This is a genomic window from Sporolactobacillus mangiferae (assembly GCF_023336505.1).
GTDB lineage: Bacteria > Bacillota > Bacilli > Bacillales > Sporolactobacillaceae > Sporolactobacillus > Sporolactobacillus mangiferae.
Map to the genome: position 1 here is coordinate 416226 of NZ_JAMAST010000001.1, position 20621 is coordinate 436846.

Here is a 20621-nt window from a genome sequence, read left to right on the forward strand (position 1 = left end):
CAATGACTTTATTCTTCATCATATGAAGCAAGCCAGCCTTTTTATACCCGGTAAATGCCCGGAAATTCAGTTGAAATGATGCTTAGTCTGCTTTACGCCGTGATTCCTGATGTTCAGAAACTCGATTTGAATCGACGATTAAATGGCGGAACTGTCTTTTTGCGCGAACAGCATCTTGATCTGTAAAGGTATGGTCCTGTAAATAAAGCATACGCTCATACTGGCGAGTAAGCAGCAGCAATGCGTTTCTTGACCTGCCTTCTGTCACACGCATGGCGAATTCGCGCAATGTTTCCGAATTCTTTCTTCTCACGCCGTTTAACTGAAGGAGACGGAGCAGCAATTGATAAGTATGTTGAAAGTCGCTGCTGCTGCCAAGCGGATCGTTCATAATCTTCCGCTTATAGAGTGCGCGCAGCCAACGTCTGCGTGTCAGCCATGCTGCAGCCATGCCGGCCACAAACACAACAAGCAACCCCTGTACAGCGCGTGTCCAATTAATTGTTATATGTGACGTGTTCTGTGGTTCATCTGTACTTTGTCCCTTGCCTTGCTGCACGTCTGACTGTCCCGCCGACTGTTGCTCGGATTGCTTCTCCTGCTGCTGCGTGCGGGATGATGAAGCATCCGGCTGACTTGACGCTGAATCCTCGGACTGCTGCTGCACATCATCTGTTCCTGATCCGCGGTTCGTTGACGCATTAGACGCAAATTGACTCGGATCATTGAATGACGGCGTTGGCTCAAAAGGTACCCATCCGCTGCCGGGAAAATAAACTTCGCCCCAGGAATGTGCATCGGCATTTGTAATCTGATATTTATTCAGACTCTTCTTTTCCCCATTAACCGTTTCCTGAACCTGGCCCTGATATTCCCCTGCCGTAAATCCTTTAACCCATCTGGCCGGAATACCTGCGGAACGAAGCAGTACAACCATAGCGGTCGAAAAATTATCGCAGTAACCGACTCTGGTCGAGAAAAGAAATTGATCGACATAATCCTGCCCTCGGGAAGGGCGCGGAATCTGATCGGTTGCGTAGCGAAAACGTGATGAACGTAAATAATCGACGACTGCTCTGACCTGATCATAACGATTGTCATGTCCGGAGGTGAGCCGCTGGCCAAGTGCACGTACTCGATTCGGAAGTTTCGAAGGCAGCTGAAGATAGCGGTTTCGAATCGCTTTAGAATCAGGAGGGACATCGGTTTTTCGTAGCTGTGATTTTCGATAGACCGGCTCAGCAAAAACCAGATGTTCCGAAGCAGCTTTCTGTTCATTCTCAGTTTTTAACTGACCGGTTGATAATTCGACTTTCAGATTTCTTCCTGCCACAGCGACATGTGTCGGCTCACCGGTAAAAGGAAGGATTGCCGGGCTGGAACGATCAAAGCGCAGAATCGCCGTCTGTTGATTTGTTTTTGTATTTTTTTCATAAAGAGACAGCAGCGAAATCGTCTCGCCGCTCGCGGGCACTTGAATATAAAGCGGAGTATCATTGCTCCATCCGCGTCCGGTGTAACGATCTTTATGTGCCACTCGCCAATAACCGGGATCACTGCTCACTGAAGCAGTAAAAAGCGGGGTCTGATCCATTGCCAGGGACCCGCCGAGCCGCGAATCATCCTCATCATAGCCGATCCGCTGACCGCTTGAAAAGAAAGAACCGTTTTGAAACAGCGTAAATCCAAATCCACTTAAATAATCCGACGGTCCGCTCCACTGGCTGTCCGGTTTAGGAAACAAAAGTGCAGCAAACAGAATGGCTGCCATGGCCAGACCTGTGACCGAAAGCCACGGCAGATGACCTTTCGGCTCATCTGCTTCTGTCCCTTCAACCATGAAACGCTGCCACTTACGAAAAACGAGCATGAGCAGCGCGACGACTGCGATCAACACGATCGGACGGCTCCCATCGTAAAAAGTGAACGTATCAATGAGCGCGGCACTGAACATGGCAAGTAAAGAAAAAAGTATGAGACGCCCTTTCTTCAGCCAGTAACGGATGGCAAACAGAATCATGCCAAAAAGAATAAAGAAAAGAAAAGCACTGAACAAATCAGATGCCTCAACCACCTCACCTCTCCACACACTGCCAACACTTTGAACAATGCTTCCTGTGAACTGAGCCAGCCATACAGGTCCGAATAAGGGATCATTTGTGAAGAAGTAGAAATGCATCGCATACAGAATGAGCAGACCGCAAGTCATAAAACAAATCCATACGGGCATTTTAAAATAAAAGAACAGCAGCATGATTGCGATGAATACGATAAGCAGAATTTTCGAATTAAGAATGGTCAGTTCAACAAGCGGTCTGCTGCAGAGCCATAAAAGTAAGCCCGCAAGCCCATACATGACCGCGTTCATCAGCTGTATCATCATTGATCGGTTCATCAGATTTTGTCACGCCTGCCTTTCATTTCCGTCACGGTTCGCAAAGAAAACCACGATGATTTCATGCCACGCATCGTTTGAGACGAAACTTGATCCGTTATATAATACATTGTCTGATACTGTCGGCTTTTTTCTGCAAAATTGCGCATCATGCCTGCTAACTGAGGATCTGTACTGATGGCATAACCGACATACTTTTTATTGGCCGCCATGTGGACATCTTCAACCGTCAGCGCCTGCTCTTTTCGAAGCTCAGCCAGCGTTTTTAAGGCTGTATCTACAGATCGTGGCAACTGTTCCTGCAGCAAAAGAGGCACATGTTCAGAACCATAGGTCAATAAAACAGAAAAGCCAAGCCTGAGAAGGGTCTGAACAAGCGAGGCTGTGTGAGCGACCGCACGTTCAAAGCGTTCATCATTCTCTTCCTTCTTTGAAACAAGAACTACGGATGCATGGCGTTCACGCTCCGGTTCAAATTGCTTGGTGACAAGGCTGTTCATTCGTGCCGCAGATTTCCAATCAAGCCAGGAAGGACGGTCGCTCGGACGATACGCGCGGATACCCGAAAAACCGGCAAGGTCCGTATCCTGAACGGAAGCCTTTGCGCCATTTCTCTGCATTCCGAGTTCAGCTGATGAAAGCAGCCGCGCTTTAGGATATACATAGATTACCTGCTTCGACCTCAGCAGAACGCTTCGTTCGAAAAGGCCGAATGGATCACTTGTTTTCAATTCAAGCGTATCCAATACATATTTCCCTCTTCGCATATTACGGAAAGTCATTGGAAGCGCCGCTTCCCTTGTATACCAAATCAGCATCCCCGTTTTTTGTACGGTATGCTCACTGCAATCCCGGATGGTCACAAAAAACAGAGGAAGCATCCAGCGTCTTCTTAAATGGAGGGTCATATCAAGTGTATCACCGGCAACCAACCGTCCGGTGTGTATCGATCGTTTAAGTTCAATTGAATGAAAGGGGTAACCGATAAGAATGAATTGATAGAGAACAATGGGAATAAAAATGTAAAAGAGAAACCAGCTCAAAAATCCGCCCTGCGCGATGGCGAACAGAAACAGCACAATGCCAAGAACAGGCAGAGGCAAGGCACGCAGCACCGCACCCGTTCTTCTCTTCCTGTACCATCGGAAAAAATTCATTTCAAAGATTCCTTTACAAATACTGGAACTTTAATCTGTCTCACCATTTCCTGAACCAGTGAAAATGCATCGGTATGCGCAAATACCGCCTCCTGATTCAGAATAAGGCGATGAGCGAGCACATAAGGAGCAACCTTTTTCACATCATCCGGAATAACAAAATCCCTCTGCTCAATAAAGGCATACGCCTGCACAGCACGCAGCAAACCAAGCGTCCCGCGCGGACTTACGCCAAGCGTAATCAGAGGATGTTCGCGTGTCGCCTGAACAAGGTCAAGCAGATAATTTTTCATGTCATCAGAAACGAATACAGAAGACACCTTTCGGCGCAGAAAAAGAACGTCATCAATGGACAAAATGGGCTGCAGGTCACGAAGCGGATGATTACCGGGTGCCCGGTCCATAAGCAAAAGCTCGTCCTTTCGATCCGGGTAACCGATGGACAGTTTCATTAAAAAACGATCCAGCTGCGCTTCAGGGAGCGCGTAAGTGCCTTCATACTCAATCGGATTCTGCGTTGCCATGACGAAGAACAATTCCGGCAATGATCGGGTAACACCGTCTACCGTCACATGCCCCTCTGCCATTCCTTCAAGGAGTGCCGACTGCGTTTTCGGTGACGTTCGGTTGATCTCGTCTGCAAGCACAATATTGCCCATTAACGGTCCGGGTCTGAATTCAAAAATTGCTTCCTTCTGATTATAGATGGACAGCCCGGTAATATCAGAAGGCAGTAAATCGGGTGTAAATTGAATGCGTTTAAAATCCGCTCCGATTGATTTTGCAAGTGCATGAACCAGTACGGTTTTTCCGACACCAGGAACATCTTCAATCAACAGATGACCACCTGCAAGCATGGCGGTTGTCATGAGTTTCACGACATCTCTTTTCCCTACAACTACAGTTTCTACATGATCAATGAGTTCTGAGATCATTTGATGCGATTCGGCGTCTGAGTTCATAAGTTACCTCGATTCCGCGGTATTCCGATTATTTCAATCATTAACTTTATTGTACAAAAAAAATTTTTTTATTGCCAAGCAACAGGACTCGCTCAGAGCTTTTCACCTTCCCATACCGTTTCAGCGTAACTGAAAGATGAGCAATTCGGCAAATTTTAAACTTTCTTATGTTAGAAAACTTGGCTTTGACAAGCCTCTTGCGACGGCCATGGACGGCCTAGTGTCCGATAAGCCGCAGGACGCGGCGTTTTTTCGGACCACTTATACTATTTTCCTTAAAATTTATATGCTTTCTAATATAGTACAAAAAAGAACACACGATAACATTCGTCTGTTCTTCATCATTTATTATCCTCTTGCAGTATTAAAGAATGAGCGCCGGTAAACCTTTAGCAAAAAATCCACGAATGGTTTCGATCCGTGACGACAGACATCGTGATTCTTAAACAGAATCGTAAAAACTTAATTAAAGCCTGGCTTTCAACTGCTCGGCAGATGCGACTATGGTCTCAATCCCTGCGCTCAATTTATCGGTTATTAAGGCAAGCTGATCAATGCTTTGGTTTGTCACTTGAGATAGCGAATTGTTCTGATCGGCAGAGTCGATGACAAAGGCAAATTTTTCTCCTGTATGCGTTGACTCCTCAATGCTCTTCTGCATGACACGATTGGTTTGCTCAAGTGAAGCAACCACTTCCTTGGTCATTTTCCCCGACTTCTTGATCAATTCGGAAATTTGAAGCATCGCTTGATTAGTTTCTTCAGCAAGCTTCTGAATCTCATGTGCAACCACGGTAAAGCCCTTGCCGTATTCGCCTGCTCTTGCTGCTTCTATGGCCGAATTAATCGCTAAAATATGTGTCTGTTCGGAAATGTCCTTGACGAGCAGGGTAACTTGCCCGATCTGTTTGGACGATGCTTCCAGTTCACCGACCATTTCACCCATATTCTGAACGGATTTATTGGCTGCCATCACCTGAACGAAAAGCTGTTCAAGCTGTTTTTGCCCGTCAGCCGCGTTGGACTTCGCCTCCTGGGACATCTGGTTTCTTTTCTTTGAGTTCTTCTGAACAACTTTTAGCTGCTCGAGAAGATGATTGACCAGAGTGCCACTCTCTTCAGACAGCTGCGTCAGCTGATCGCTGACCTGGAGAATAGCTTTGCGCAGATCGTCCCTTCCTGTGTCATATTCCTGTTTCAAGTGATTTTCATATTCCTTGTCATATGCTTCAAGCACAACCTGCTGTTCGAAACTGATGATTTTATTGATTGCTCGAATAACGCGATCTGCCGAGGGCATATCCTCAGTATGACTTAAGACAATGGTTATCAGGTTGGAAAGCAGATTCTGAAAAGTACCCATGTAATAAGGCGGTGTAAGGCCGATACGATAATGCATGATCCCGACACGATATCTTCTTTGAATAAAGGCATCATCAATTGTTCCGGAGAACATTTCCAGCACATGGGCAGACAGCGTTTTGCTTAATTTTTCAACTGTGCTGTGTTTTTCAATGATTGCTCTCAACGAATCAATTTTCGTAAAACTGGAATAAAATTCATGCGCGATTCGATCAATTTCCTTTTCTACATACGGACGCATGATTTTGAGCAGCTGCAGATCATATTGCTCAATAGATAACATCGAAAGTTTTTCTTGCACATGTTCTTCTGAGACATCAATCCGTACCTCTTCCTGTTTTGCCTGTTCCGTCCACGATTTTTTCACCATTTTCTTTAATAAAGGCATGAACCTTCACCCACCCTCAGTTTTAAATTTATTATGACATAATTTGCCGTTACTCTGTCTGCTTTTGACCTTTTTACACACTTTGGTCACTATTTACGCGAAAAATTTCTCTGAGAAATCATCTTCGGCAAGCGGCTGACTGTAATAGTTGCCTTGAATGGCATGACAACGGCATCGCTGAATTGCGCGAAGCTGCTCGGAGGATTCAATCCCCTCAACAATTACATCAATCCACAAATGTTCAGCCATAGATACAATGGCCGTCACAATGGCCTGGTCTCGATGATTCTGTGCGATATCGCGCACAAAGGAACGGTCAATTTTCAACTGGTTGATCGGCAGGCTTTTTAAATAGCTGAGTGAGCTGTAGCCGGTTCCGAAATCGTCCAGACTGACACCGACGCCAAGCGCACGTATTTCATTCAGGATTTTAATTGAGCGCTCCAGATTCTCCGCCATCGTTGACTCCGTGATTTCCAGTTCAAGAAACTCAGGGCGCAGCCCGCTCATCTTCAGTGCACGCTGCACGCGTTTAACCAGCGTGTCATCGTGAAACTGATTAAACGAAAGATTGACCGAGATCGGCACATTCAACGCTCCACTGTCATGCCAGCGTTTCATCTGACGGCAGGCTTCATTAAGCACCCACCAGCCAATATCACAGATCATGCCCGTTTCTTCTGCAACTGAGATAAAAGCGCCCGGCAAAATAATGCCGCGTTTCGGATGCCGCCAGCGAATGAGTGCCTCCACACCAATTAAATGCCCTGAATCTGCGTTGACCTGCGGCTGATAAAATAAAGTAAACTGGTGCTTGTACAGAGCAACCTGTAATTCATTTTCCGTATTTACTTTCAGGAGCATCTGATGATGAAGATCATTATTATAGAAAAAATAGCGGTTTTTATGATTTTTCTTTGCCTCTCGAAGTGCCGCATCAGCCGCAGACAAAATTTCAACACTTGAGCAGCCGTTCGCCGGATATTCTGCGATACCAATGCTGAATGTTGCATAGATCTCCTTTCCGTCGATATAGTACGGCTTTTCAGTCGAACGGAGCAGCAGCGCCGCCGCCTGAACCAACTCCTGCTGATTCAGGCTGTCTTGATAAATGATCATAAATTCGTCGCTGCTGCTCCGATATAATTGTGCATGAAATCCATCCAATGCCTGATTCATGCGTCCGGATAAAGCAATCAGCAATTCGTTGCCGATGCTTCTTCCAAAAGTTTCATTAATCAGTTTCAGACGATCCACGTTGATTTTCAGCACAGCAAATGTCTTTTGTGTCGTTTCCCGTGCGCTGATCAGCTGCTCAATCGTTTTTTCCCCGATAAGATCATTTGGGAGACCGGTCAGCGCATCGTGATATGCCTTAAACCGCAGCGCATTTTCTTTCCCGGTCTCATATTCATGCTCAAGAAGCTGATACTCATCAAGCACAAACTGCTGCATCAGGCGGAGGATCTTATCCAGAGATTTGGATAGCAGCAGTACCTGCTCGGGAAGGCCAGCCTCCTGATTAAGCATTGCCGTCATCGCCTGATTATACTTTTCAAGAAACGCAGACTGCTCAGATAAACTAAATCGATGTTTGAAAAAGAACCGCGCCTCATTCTGACTAGCTGCAAGAAAACACGCATCAAGTGTTCCTCTGGAGAGACACCGTGTTTTCTTCTGATACATCTTAACCAGCTGCTCACCCGTCTCTTGTGAGAGACTCTTATTCTGCATTCGATATAATTCGGTAGCAAAACCATGCATTTGTTCAGCGATCTTCTGATGATGCTTCAAAAGAAGTGGGCTTATCCAGCGAACCAGTTGCAGGTCCAGCTGGTGAACGTTCATCAGTGCAATTTGAAGCCGGAACTTATGATTGCTGACTGGCAGTGCAACTTTCTGCTTTTTAACCTCTGCCAGCCATTTTTCTTGACTTGATAATTCGCTCATGTTCTGTCCATCCTCGTATCTCTAAGCTGCCGTTCATTTAAAAATTGCAGATTTACTTTTATTATATCGTCAGAAAGCCTGGTAACCTGAACCCATATGTCCTGATTTTTTTAATCTGCCTTACCGTCCGTTTTAAGCATTCAGTCAGAAAATGTGACGATTTTCATATTACTTCAAAGTCATCTTAAATCCGATTATTGACGAATATCATAATCCATGTTAACATTCGAATTAACTTAATTGAACTCTTATTAAGAGCGGCGGAGGGACTGGCCCAATGAAGCCCGGCAACCTTTCATTTTTTGAAAAGGTGCTAATTCCAGCAGGATTTCTCACTTGAAAATCCTGAAAAATAAGAGGGTGCGGATAATTATTCAGGCCTCTCTGATCGGAGAGGCCTTTTATTTTAACCCTCAAGAAATGATCGCAAATTGATTACAGGAGGATGAAACAATGGGCAAAGTGTTGAGTGCAAATCTCGGATACCCGAGAATCGGTGAAAAAAGAGAATGGAAAAAGGCGCTGGAACAATTCTGGACAGGTAATCTATCCAAAGATGTTTTCCTGAATACAGTCAGAAAACTTCGTCTTAGCTATTTAAAAAAACAAAAACAAATCGGTGTCGATTTGATTCCTGTCGGGGATTTCAGCCTCTACGATCACGTGCTTGACACAGCAGTACTCTTCGGGCTGATTCCCAAACGTTTCCAGACAGGGGAAAAAGAAATTTCACTGGAAACCTACTTTTCCATTGCCCGCGGCAACAAAAACGCAGAGGCATCTGAAATGACAAAATGGTTTAATACAAACTATCACTACATCGTTCCGGAAATCAGCAACGATACCCTACCTTATATCACGCATAATCGTCTTCTTGACCTGTTCATCGAGGCAAAAGAGGAGCTCGGGCTCATTACCAAACCGGTCATTCTCGGGCCGATTACACTGCTTAAACTGTCAAAAGGATATGATGCCGCACATTTCAGCACATTGCTTGATGAACTTCTTCCTTTATACGTGCGCGTGCTGAATGAACTGCGGGAAGCGGGCGCAGAATGGGTACAAATCGATGAACCGATATTAGTTAAAGAACAGACGAATGAAGATTTGGCTGCCTTCAGCAGAGCCTACCAAGTGATTAAAGACGGCGTGCCCGGCTTAAAACTGCTGCTTCAAACCTACTTTGAAGCCGTGGACGATTACCAAGCCGCAGTCCGCCTGCCAGTGGACGGCATTGGTCTTGATTTTGTCTATGGAAAAGAAGCCAATCTGTCGGCAATCCGGACGTTTGGCTTTCCTGAAGACAAAGTTTTGGCCGCAGGAGTGATTGATGGCCGGAACATTTGGAAAACCAATCTCGCTGCAACGCTTGATGAACTGCAAACGCTGCTCTCGGCTGTTAAATATCATGAGAAGCTCTGGGTAACGCCGTCATCAAGTCTTCTCCATGTCCCGGTTACCGTCTCCAACGAAAGCGAACTTGATCCGTTATTGCTGAATGCTCTTTCCTTCGCCGATGAGAAGCTCAGTGAAATCGTGACGCTCGCAAAAGGTTTGAATGAAAGTGCGGCCGCAGTTGACGGGGCAATCCAGAAAAGTATTTCCGACCTGAAAGCATTGCAGCAGTCAGCACACCGCAATAATCAGGAAGTTGAGAAAGAACTGGCGCAACTAAGCAGTGAACTGCCGGCACGTCCGAGCTCCTATCAGCTGCGTCAGCAGATTCAGGCAGACACCTTTAATCTTCCACCACTTCCGACAACAACAATCGGAAGCTTCCCGCAAACCAAAGAAGTTCGGCAGGCACGCCGTCATTTGCGTCGGGGCGAATGGAACGAAGAAAAATATGAACAGTTTATCAAAGACGAAACCGCAAAATGGATCCAAATTCAGGAAGAGATCGGCATCGATGTACTGGTTCACGGTGAATTTGAACGTAATGACATGGTTGAATATTTTGGTGAGAAACTGGGAGGCTTTGCCTTTACCCGATTCGGATGGGTACAGTCTTATGGATCGCGCTGCGTCAAGCCGCCGCTGATTTTCGGCGACGTTTCCTGGGGTGCGCCGATGACAGTTAAAATGAGCGCCTACGCCCAGTCACTGACAGACAAACCAGTGAAGGGCATGCTTACCGGACCGGTCACAATTTATAACTGGTCATTTGTTCGCAACGATATCAGCCAGGCAGACGTATTCAATCAGATCGCACTTGCGCTGAAAAAAGAAGTGCATGCGCTTGAAGAAGCAGACATTCGCATGATTCAGGTTGACGAACCGGCACTTCGCGAGGGCCTGCCGCTCAAGGAAGCGAAAAAACCCGTGTATCTGCACGATGCGGTTTACGCGTTCCGACTGGCGACCTCTTTTGTCAACAACGATACACAAATTCATACCCATATGTGTTATTCCGAATTTGATGAAATCATTGACACTATTGACGCACTTGACACTGACGTTATTTCAATCGAAGCCGCCAGAAGCCATGGTGAGATTATTTCTACTTTTGAAGATTTTAAATATAAGAAGGGCATTGGTCTCGGCGTATACGATATTCATAGTCCACGCATACCGAGCACTGAAGAAATGAAAAGCTATGCGGAACGGGCGCTTAAGGTGCTTGATCCGAAAGTTGTGTGGATCAATCCGGACTGCGGCCTGAAGACGCGTCGTCCGGAAGAAACCATTCCGGCACTTAAGCACATGGTCAAAGCGGCACATGAAGTACGCAATGAACTCAGCAATCGCGTCAGCAAATAAAATGCGGATTATATTATAATGGGCCAAAGTAAGTTCACTCCTGAATTTTAAACCTGCTTATAGTACAAAAAAGCGTCTGGGCTTTCCAGGCGCTTTTTTTGTATTCAATCATCGATACAGTTGATTTGAGAACAAGCTGGATTCACATTTTACTCCGCATGTGTTTGAACTGCTACATGTTATGACTGGAATCACGCAGTTCTACATCGGGATGCTTTTGCTGGAACCAGCGTAGAGAAAAGTCGTTTTCAAAAATAATGACCGGACGATCCTTATAGTCGGAAACGATCAGATTGTTGGCATTGCGGCGCAGCGCTTCCGCATCTTCCCGTTTTGCGATCCACTTGGCGACTTGATGCGGCATATGTTCAATTTCCAGATCCACGCCGTATTCAGCCTGCATGCGATAAACGAATACATCAAATTGCAGCGTGCCGACGACACCAAGAATGGTTTCTTCATAAGGCGTTTTATACACCTGAATTGCACCTTCCTGTGCAAGCTGACTGACACCCTTTAAAAAGTGCTTTTGTTTCATAGCGTTCTTGGCCCGCACTTTAGCAAAATGCTCCGGGGAAAATTGTGGCAATGCCCCAAAATTGTAAGTATCTTTTGCACTGCAGACCGTATCACCGATCTGATAAAATCCGGTATCGTATAATCCGACGATATCGCCAGGGTATGCTTCGTCAATCATTTCCCGGCTATCGGCAAAAAATTGCTGCGGCTGGGCAAGCTTGAGCTGTTTTCCCGTCCGATCAAGATACACGCTCATTCCTTTCTCAAACCTGCCTGAGCAAATACGCAGGAAGGCAATACGGTCACGGTGTGCCGGATTCATATTCGCCTGTATCTTGAACACAAAACCAGAGAAATCCGTATCATCAGGCTGAACGACTGCTTTGCTGGATTGACGCGGCTGCGGCTGCGGGGCAAGCTTCAGGTAATGTTCCAAAAAGGTCGGCACACCGAAGCTTGAAATGGCACTGCCAAAAAATACCGGTGTCTGTTTCCCTTCCTTGACCGCTTCCAGATCAAATGTTGCCCCTGCTTCATCCAGCAACATTAAATTTTCTTCCAGTTGCCCAAGCGTAAAATCGTCAACAGAATCTCTCAAAATGTCCGAAAGTTCATCGACGTCACTGAGCGACTGCACCTGACGTTCGCGTTTTTCGTTATACCATTCAATCTTATGTTCCTGCCGATCATAGACGCCGCGGAACGACTGGCCCATGCCGATCGGATAGTTAATCGGATACGATTCAATACCGAGTACCTTTTCAATTTCTTCAAAGAGTTCGAGTGGCTCTTTTCCCTGTCGATCCAGTTTATTAATAAAAGTAAAGATCGGGATGCCGCGATCACGGCAAACTTTGAACAATTTGATTGTCTGCGGCTCCACACCTTTGGCCGCATCGATAATCATCACAACGCTGTCAACCGCCATTAAAGTTCTGTACGTGTCCTCACTGAAATCCTGATGCCCGGGTGTATCCAGAATATTAATCTTGTAGCCGTCGTATTCAAACTGCATCACACTGGACGTGACTGAGATGCCTCTCTTCTTCTCAAGTTCCATCCAGTCCGACGTCGCAAATTTTTCAGCTTTACGCGATTTGACTGCACCAGCTGTTCGAATAGCACCGCCAAGCAGCAGCAGTTTCTCAGTCAGCGTCGTTTTTCCGGCATCCGGATGGGAGATAATGGCAAATGTCCGTCGCCTTTTTATTTCCTGCTGTAACTGATTCATGGTTTCCTCCTATTGCACATGCACTGATCTGTAGAAAGTTTCGCACATCAATTAATCATCTGACGAAAATTCCAACCTCTATTAAAAATATCGTGATTAAGTGGCATGATTAATGTTTCATCTCATTCTCAGTAAACGAAAAGTACGGATTTTTCACGGATGAACCGATTCGTAGCATCTTCGCGTCTGCTCATCATGATTCGTTTACCAAAATTGTTGCGCTTCCGCTCAAGAAAAAGCACCCGCCGTGCCGGTGTTAAGCAGCCGTCGTTTCGTCCGCTTCAATCGGCAATTTGCTGCGAATGCTTTTGTACTCATCCATTATATGCATAAGTTGCGCGAATCATAACGAATTCTGTTGCTATTACACTTATTCACCGACTAATGTATGCACACGATCCATGACTGCCTTCTTCAGTGCCTGAAATTTTTTGTCTCGATCAGACGCATCGTCGCCTTTAACGCCGAAATAGAATTTGATTTTCGGTTCGGTTCCGGACGGACGCAGGCAGAACCATGATCCATCGCTCAATTTGTATTTCAGCACATTGGATACTGGCAGCTTAATCGGTGAAACGGTCTTCGCAGCCACATCCTGTGCTTCCGATTTTTTATAGTCTTCAATCACCGACACCGGAACCCCCGAGACTTCTGCAGGTGGCTGTGTGCGAAAATCATTCATAATCGCATTGATCTGCTCTTTGCCCTGAATGCCTTTCAGTGTCAATGATTCCAACCCTTCTTCAAAATAACCATATGTTTTAAAAATATCCTGAAGCGCATCATAAAACGATTTTCCCTGCGACTTAAAGTAAGCCGCAGCTTCGCACGAAAACAGCGCTGCCTGAACAGCGTCCTTATCGCGTACAAACTTGCCGATCAGATAACCATAGCTTTCTTCGTAACCAAATAAGAAGCTGCGCGCCCCGCTTTTTTCATATTCATGGATTTTCTCACCGATAAACTTAAATCCGGTCAATGTGTCAACCGTCGGAATGCCGAAAGCTGCTGCGATCGTGCGGCCAATTTCCGACGTGACGATTGTTTTGACAACGACTCCATTATCCGGGAGCAGGCCTTTTTTCTTTTTCTGTGTCAGCAAATAATCGAGCAAAACGGCTCCGGTCTGATTACCGGTTAATACAACATACTCACCGGCATCGTTCTTTACGGCAACGCCAAGACGATCAGAATCGGGATCCGTGCCGATCAGCAAATCTGCATCGAGTTTTTCACCGTACGCAATAGCAATCTTGAATGCCGCATGTTCCTCAGGATTTGGCGACTTGACAGTTGAGAACTCCGGATCCGGATCCGCCTGCTCTTTGACTACCGTGACATTGGTAAAACCCCAGTTTTTCAGACCGTTCACAATCGGGCGGTAACTGGTGCCGTGAAGCGGTGTATAAACAATCTTCAGATCTGCGCCGACCTTTCGAATGACATCCGAATTCAGCGACAAAGTTTTGAGCTGTTCCTGATAGGCCTGATCCACTTCTTCGCCGATGATTTCAAGCACACCGTCTGCCTTCAGCTTTTCTTCATTACCAACACGGACTGCCAGTTCATCGGCAACAGAAGCGACATAACGAATGACCTCGTCTGCTTCTGCAGGCGGCAGCTGACCGCCGAATTCATTATAAACCTTGTATCCGTTGTATTGCGGCGGATTGTGGCTGGCCGTAATGACAATACCGGAAAACGCATGCAGATAGCGAACGGCGAAAGACAATACCGGTGTCGGGCGAAGCGAATCAAAAATATAAGTCTTGATGCCATGTGCTCCCAGCGTTTTCGCTGCTTCGAGTGTGAATTCCGCAGAAAAATGACGCGGATCGTGTGCAATGACAACCCCACGCTTAACTGCCTCAGGACCGGCGCTCTCAATGTAGCGTGCCAGTCCTTCAGACGCTTTACGAATGGTGTAAATATTCAAACGGTTCGTGCCTGGTCCGATTTCGCCGCGCATGCCGCCAGTACCAAACTCCAGATTTGTGTAGAAGCAGTCTTCCAGCATTACCGGATCATCAGCAATCGCTTCCAGTTCTTTTCTTAAATTCGGATCCAGATTTGCATCTGATTGCCATTTCTTGTACACTGTTTCCCAATTCATCGTGTTCACCTCATTAAGTAAATACAATTTAAAACGTCCAGAGAGAAAACCCTCTCTATTATATATCAACGATAAAAAAAACGCTGTCATTCCCTTATTAAGATTTGAACATTGTGATAAAAGTTTATGCCTGCGCGCGCAGCTCAGAAGAAAAATAACGGATGAGTTTATCTAAAGAGACATCCTGAAGCGAATTGAAGCAGCCATCGACATGGCCAAACGGCATTTGTTTCGTCACTGCATTCGGAACAACAATACAGTACATACCTGCGCGTTTGGCGGCAAGCGATCCGTTGAATGAATCTTCAATCGCGATGGCTTCCTTCGGGGCAACGTCAAGGCTTTCCAGCGACTGAAGATAAAGAGCGGGATCCGGCTTGACTCTCTGCACGTCATCCCATGATTTAATGCTCATAAAGTAGTCGGAGAGACCGAACCGTTTCAGATGTCTGCGCGGCCAGTCGCCCCTTGAGCTTGTAGCGAGTCCAATTTTCATGCCGAGCGCCTTTGCCTGCTCAAGTATCGAGCGTACACCCGGCAGCACCTCTTCTTCGTCCACAAGCCTGTTAAAAAGTGCGTTGCGCTCCTCCCGAAAAGCTTTGCGATCTATTTTCACCTGTGCATGCTCTTCCAGATAGCTGATTGAATCAAAGCCGTGCTGCGTGCCAATCGCCTGACTCCAGATACTGAGCGGAAGTTCGACTTTATAGCGATGAAACAGGTTCTGCGTAACCAGATACATGATGCGCTCACTGTCTAAAATCACACCGTCAAAATCAAAAACGATTGCTTTAATCATCAAATACAACCCTTCTCAGATGGTTTCAAATTTTATTTTATCATGAGTGATTGTGATTTCGATCATTTTCACAAAGATTTATAAAAATCAGCGAAACGTGGACGTTTAACATGGCCTGCACAATGAAATGCATAAAGTCTGAAAAAAAGTCAAGATTCGGCGACTCGTGCATAAACTAAAATAATTAACCCTCACAGATCCAGTCTCATGCAACCGGCTTTTTGAGCAAATTAAAGGAGGGATCTATATTGAGTAATTTCTTAATCTCTGAAGAAGACTGGGAACTGAATCAGAAAGGTGAACAGGACCAGCGGCGGCATGCCGAAAAAGTAAAAGAAGCCATTAAAAACAACCTGCCTGACTTGATCAGCAGCGAGAATATTATTCTTTCAGACGGTAAAAAAATGACACGGATTCCGATTCGATCATTGGACGAATACAAATTGCGGTATAACTATGACAAGACCAAGCATGTCGGTCAGGGCAACGGAAAAAGCCAGGTCGGCGATGTGATTGCAAAAGCACCGGGAAAGCAGTCAGCACAGCAGGGGCCCGGAAAAGGTCAGGGTGCCGGCGACCGGCCGGGGATCGACTATTACGAAGCCAATGTGTCGATTATGGAAATCGAAAATCTTTTTTTCAGGGAACTGGAACTGCCGCATCTGAAAAGAAAACAGGAAGCAGATATTACCGTTAACAGCTATGACTATCGTGATATCCGGCGTAAAGGATTAATGGGTAATATTGATAAGCGGCGAACGATTCTCTCTGCAATTAAGCGAAATGCACGTGACGGCCGCGCGCAGATTCATCCGATTCGCGAAGAAGACCTGCGCTTTAAAACATGGGAAACGATTGTCAAACCGGAAAGCCGGGCAGTCGTGCTTGCACTTATGGATACGAGCGGCTCGATGGGCGTATGGGAGAAATACATTGCCCGCAGCTTCTTTTTCTGGATGACCCGTTTTCTGCGCACGAAATATGAAAAAGTTGCCATTCAGTTTATTGCCCATCACACCGAAGCAACGGTCGTGAGTGAAGAAGACTTCTTCTCCAAAGGCGAAAGCGGCGGAACCATCTGCTCTTCCGCGTATGTTAAAGCACTGGAACTGATTCACTCCGCTTATCCTCCGTCTAAATTCAATATCTATCCGTTCCATTTTTCAGATGGTGACAATCTGTCGTCAGACAATCCAAAATGCACGCGTCTGGTCAATGAAATCATGAACATCACTGATTTCTTCGGCTACGGTGAAATAAATCCATATCATCGATCAAGCACGTTAATGAGTGCTTATCGAAGCATTAAAAACGAAGCCTTCCACTCATTCATCCTGAAACAGAAAAGCGACGTCTACCATGCTATGAAATACTTTTTCCACAAGGATCCTGATGCAGAGTCGGCATAAAAAAGCAAGTTCGATCGAGTCTCACCAGTGAAGTGACCGTTGTAAAAAGAATCCTGCTTATGGTGCACTATGGAGTCCCTGCTATGCATGGCTCATCCTGTCTTACTTATCAAACAATAAAGAGCATATTAAATAAGGAATCTCAACGCCAGATAGCTTTTGAGACTCCTTATTCTTTTTGAGCACCATTTTATTTTTGATGTGAATGGTGTAAACAGTCCTGTACTTTATACTTGTTACATTTAACCCCGAACGGCTCATGCCCCTGTGCTGTCTGCATTCAGTCGAACAACAAATGCACATCCCGAAGGCCTGAGATCCTCGACCCAGATTATTCCGTCTTCGAGTTCCACAAGTTCTTTGACAATCGCCAGTCCAAGACCGGTACCGCCGGGGGTCCGTGCTCTGGATTTATCCACTCGATAAAAACGGCCGAAAATTCTCCTCTTCTCTTCATCTGGAATGGAAGGACCGTTGTTCAGCACATGTATATAAGAAAATTGATTGTTTCCATTCACTTTAATCTGGATCCATCCATTCGCCGGTGTATATTTTTGTGCATTGCCGAGCAGCGATACAACGATCTGATGCACATAATCTTCATTAGCTTGTGCATACACATTATGGGCGATATCCGTTTTAAAATCCTGGCTTAAGCCTTCAGCATAATCTGCGATCACATTGCTGACAACGGCCGAAAGGTTTACGGATTCAAGTGCTCGGGAATCTCTCCCCATACGCGCGATCATCAGCAACTGTTCAATCAGATTCTGCATCCGTTTGGATTCCGCGTCAACAAAATGGATCGATTTTTGCACAACTTCGGGATGTCCGTTCCCATGACGCTGAATCAGTTCGACATGTCCGCGGATTGCCGACAACGGCGTGCGCAACTCGTGCGAAGCATCCGAGACAAAACGCTTGTCCCTTTCAATCAGTTGATCCAGACGCCCCAGTAAACGATTAAAAGAGTGTGCCAGATCACGCACTTCCCTCGGCTGATCAGGAACCGGCACCCGTCTTTTCAGGTTATTGGTTTTGGTTACTTCGTTAATCATTCCGGTTACATCCATCAATGGACGGATCATCCGGCGTGACCATTGATAAATGGCCAGTGAGCCGGCAAGAACGCCGAGCACGATGCAAATGGCAAGTACTTTCACCATCGTGACAATAAATTTATGGATACTGATCATCCGGACGTACAAATCGAACGTGTAGCGGTTGTTATTGAAACGATGATGATAGATCGGCACAAATTTTTTCTTGAACGCAATCGATGAAAACAGAGACAACTTAAACATGTACGTATTGTTATCAGTAATGCTCTCACTGCCTTTTGAATAAATCATACGATTGTCCGGTGTCTCAATCCGCACATAGAAATCCGGGTGCTGGACATAAAGGATACTTTCTATGGAATCCGTCCAATCCGGATTTTTCTCTCTTGATTCAACAATCAGCTGTTTTTTTACATACTCGACTTCCTGCTCCGTATTTTTATAGAGCTGATGGCTGACAATGATCAGCACCGAGAAACCGATGAACAGCACCGTGAGCGTAAGAATCAAGGTGTACCAGAAGACCATTTGAAAAAGTGTTGTGTGTTTCCTGATTTTATGGAATGGCTTCATGAACCGATCCTCAATACATAACCGACACCGCGAACCGTGTGAATCAGCTTTATTTTTTGATCTTGATCGATTTTATTCCGCAAATACCGTACATAGACATCGACGATATTCGTCTGACCCATAAAGTTAAATCCCCATACCTTGGAAAGCAATTCGTCCCTGGTCATGACTCTTCCTTTGTTCTTCATCAGTACTTCAAGCAAATCAAATTCCCGCTGTGTCAGATTAAACGTCCTTCCGCCTCGTACAACCGTCCTCTTCTCAATATCCAGAACAAGATCACCGACCTTGTGGACAAGGCTCATGGACGCTGCCTCATATCTGGTTTTCCTCCGGATGGCCACCCGAACGCGCGCCAGAAGCTCTTCGATCTCAAACGGCTTGGTGATATAGTCATCCGCCCCGCCGTCAAGACCGGCGACCTTGTCTCCGACATAATCCCGAGCCGTCATCATGATAATGGGCACAAGACTCTTATTTCGAATGCGCCGGCAGACATCCAGTCCGTTCAGTTTCGGCAACATAATATCAAGCAGTACGAGATCCCACCTGGATTCGTTCTGAAAAAAAATTCTAAGTGCCTCCTCACCGTCTCCGGCTTCCTGAACGTGATAATTTTCAAAATTTAATTCCGCCGAAACGAACGAAGCAACACTTTGCTCATCTTCAACAAGTAAAATATTGGCCTTCTCCATCTGCATGCCCATCTCTTCCGCAAATAAGAATTTTCGATCAGACTTTTTCAAACTTATTATAAATGCTTCGTCAATCCGCTGTAAAAAGAATATCGTGAATATTTAATGAGAAAATTCTCATCGTTTGCTTGTTATGAATTAATCATACAGAACTAACATAGAAAAAGGCAGGCGAAATGCAGGGAGAAAGTTCAGGCATGTGCGTGCTTCTTTCGCCTGAAAGGTGAGAGCCACAGGCTTTCGAATGTTTTTTGGGGGGATACATATAATGGAAGCACCCATTTTAACAATTATTGTGCCTTGTTATAACGAGGAAGCAGTTCTGAAGGAAACCGTTTCACGGCTGTCAGATGTCCTGACACAGGCATTCCATGACCGATTGATTTCATTTCAAAGTACGATTTTATTTGTGGACGACGGCAGCACGGATCATACATGGGAACTCATCGACCACTTTGCTCAGCAGGATCAGAAAATCACTGGTTTAAAATTAAGCCGGAACTTCGGCCATCAAAATGCGCTGATTGCCGGCATGGAAAACGCTCGCTCTTATTCGGACTGCGTGATTACGATTGATGCCGATCTTCAGGACGATGTGACTGCAATCGCAAAATTCCTGATTAAATACAGAGAAGGGTTTGACATTGTTTATGGCGTCCGCGACAAACGTGATACCGACACTCTTTTCAAAAAGAACACGGCAATATTCTTCTATAAAATAATGGAACGGCTCGGGGTTAAAACGATTCCGAATCATGCCGATTTCCGGCTGCTCAGCAGACGCGTGCTGGACGAACTCGTAAATTATCAGGAAGAAAATATTTTTTTGCGCGGTTTGATCCCTCTGCTCGGTTTTCCGAGTACCAAGGTCTATTATAATCGCGCCGAACGCTTCGCCGGTGAATCCAAATATCCGTTACGAAAAATGCTGAATTTCGCGATTGACGGCATCACATCTTTTTCTGTCACACCGATCCGAATGGTCACTTACCTCGGCACCTTCTTTGCCGGTATCGGATTCTTCATCGGTATTTATGCCCTGATTCAGCATTTTCTCGGACATGTAGTTACCGGATGGACATCGATGATTCTCTCGCTCTGGCTGATCGGTGGCATGCAGCTTGTCGCAATCGGCATCATCGGTGAATACATCGGCAAAATTTTCAAGGAAACGAAACACCGGCCACGCTATATTGTGGAGAAGCGGATTCTTACACATCAATCATTCAAACACAACGTGTTCTAAA

General features: G+C 45.7%; 13 protein-coding genes and 1 riboswitch. Of the genes, 3 read left to right on the forward strand and 10 right to left on the reverse strand.

Going from position 1 to position 20621, the window contains the following annotated elements:
* Positions 1 to 82 precede the first annotated feature (82 nt).
* From M3N64_RS02010 to M3N64_RS02030, 5 genes are all read right to left on the reverse strand, one after another.
* On the reverse strand, positions 83 to 2395 hold the full coding sequence (locus M3N64_RS02010; protein WP_249096571.1) for a transglutaminase TgpA family protein: 2313 nt from the start codon (positions 2393 to 2395) through the stop codon (positions 83 to 85).
* Positions 2395 to 3552 (reverse strand): DUF58 domain-containing protein, encoded by a 1158-nt coding sequence (locus tag M3N64_RS02015; RefSeq protein WP_249096573.1) that lies wholly within the window; start codon positions 3550 to 3552, stop codon positions 2395 to 2397. Before M3N64_RS02015 ends, M3N64_RS02010 begins: the two co-directional genes overlap by 1 nt.
* On the reverse strand, positions 3549 to 4514 hold the full coding sequence (locus tag M3N64_RS02020; protein WP_249096577.1) for an AAA family ATPase: 966 nt from the start codon (positions 4512 to 4514) through the stop codon (positions 3549 to 3551). Before M3N64_RS02020 ends, M3N64_RS02015 begins: the two co-directional genes overlap by 4 nt.
* Positions 4515 to 4980: 466 nt before the next feature.
* Entirely contained in the window at positions 4981 to 6264 is a 1284-nt protein-coding gene (locus tag M3N64_RS02025; protein ID WP_249096582.1) for a globin-coupled sensor protein, read from the reverse strand.
* Between the two features lie 93 nt (positions 6265 to 6357).
* Positions 6358 to 8214, reverse strand: coding sequence for a putative bifunctional diguanylate cyclase/phosphodiesterase (locus tag M3N64_RS02030; RefSeq protein ID WP_249096585.1), 1857 nt, complete (start codon positions 8212 to 8214; stop codon positions 6358 to 6360).
* Positions 8215 to 8459: 245 nt separating this feature from the next.
* Positions 8460 to 8573: riboswitch (SAM riboswitch) on the forward strand.
* A 94-nt stretch (positions 8574 to 8667) separates the two neighbouring features.
* Here M3N64_RS02030 and metE point away from each other — a divergent pair.
* Positions 8668 to 10974 carry a 5-methyltetrahydropteroyltriglutamate--homocysteine S-methyltransferase gene (gene metE, locus M3N64_RS02035; protein WP_249096588.1) on the forward strand — a complete coding sequence of 769 codons (2307 nt, stop codon included), beginning with the start codon at positions 8668 to 8670 and terminating at the stop codon, positions 10972 to 10974.
* A 172-nt stretch (positions 10975 to 11146) separates the two neighbouring features.
* On the opposite strand, the gene M3N64_RS02040 is transcribed toward metE, so the two are convergent.
* From M3N64_RS02040 to M3N64_RS02050, 3 genes are all read right to left on the reverse strand, one after another.
* A complete protein-coding gene (locus tag M3N64_RS02040) occupies positions 11147 to 12724 on the reverse strand; it encodes a peptide chain release factor 3 (protein ID WP_249096590.1) in 1578 nt (525 codons plus the stop codon).
* A gap of 370 nt (positions 12725 to 13094) precedes the next feature.
* Positions 13095 to 14837, reverse strand: a complete 1743-nt coding sequence (locus tag M3N64_RS02045) for a phospho-sugar mutase (RefSeq protein ID WP_249096592.1) — start codon at positions 14835 to 14837, stop codon at positions 13095 to 13097.
* 124 nt (positions 14838 to 14961) lie between these two features.
* Positions 14962 to 15636, reverse strand: a complete 675-nt coding sequence (locus M3N64_RS02050; RefSeq protein WP_249096597.1) for an HAD family hydrolase — start codon at positions 15634 to 15636, stop codon at positions 14962 to 14964.
* Between the two features lie 248 nt (positions 15637 to 15884).
* Here M3N64_RS02050 and yhbH point away from each other — a divergent pair, with 248 nt between their 5' ends.
* Complete coding sequence (yhbH, locus tag M3N64_RS02055) at positions 15885 to 17045, forward strand: sporulation protein YhbH (RefSeq protein WP_249096599.1); 1161 nt, start codon at positions 15885 to 15887, stop codon at positions 17043 to 17045.
* 257 nt (positions 17046 to 17302) lie between these two features.
* Here the strand turns inward: yhbH and M3N64_RS02060 are convergent, their stop codons facing one another.
* Positions 17303 to 18679, reverse strand: a complete 1377-nt coding sequence (locus M3N64_RS02060) for a HAMP domain-containing sensor histidine kinase (RefSeq protein ID WP_249096605.1) — start codon at positions 18677 to 18679, stop codon at positions 17303 to 17305.
* Complete coding sequence (locus M3N64_RS02065; RefSeq protein WP_249096906.1) at positions 18676 to 19374, reverse strand: response regulator transcription factor; 699 nt, start codon at positions 19372 to 19374, stop codon at positions 18676 to 18678. The genes M3N64_RS02060 and M3N64_RS02065 overlap by 4 nt, the downstream gene beginning before the upstream one ends.
* A 268-nt stretch (positions 19375 to 19642) precedes the next feature.
* Between M3N64_RS02065 and M3N64_RS02070 the strand changes: the two genes are divergently transcribed.
* Positions 19643 to 20620, forward strand: a complete 978-nt coding sequence (locus M3N64_RS02070; RefSeq protein ID WP_249096607.1) for a glycosyltransferase family 2 protein — start codon at positions 19643 to 19645, stop codon at positions 20618 to 20620.
* Position 20621 lies beyond the last annotated feature (1 nt).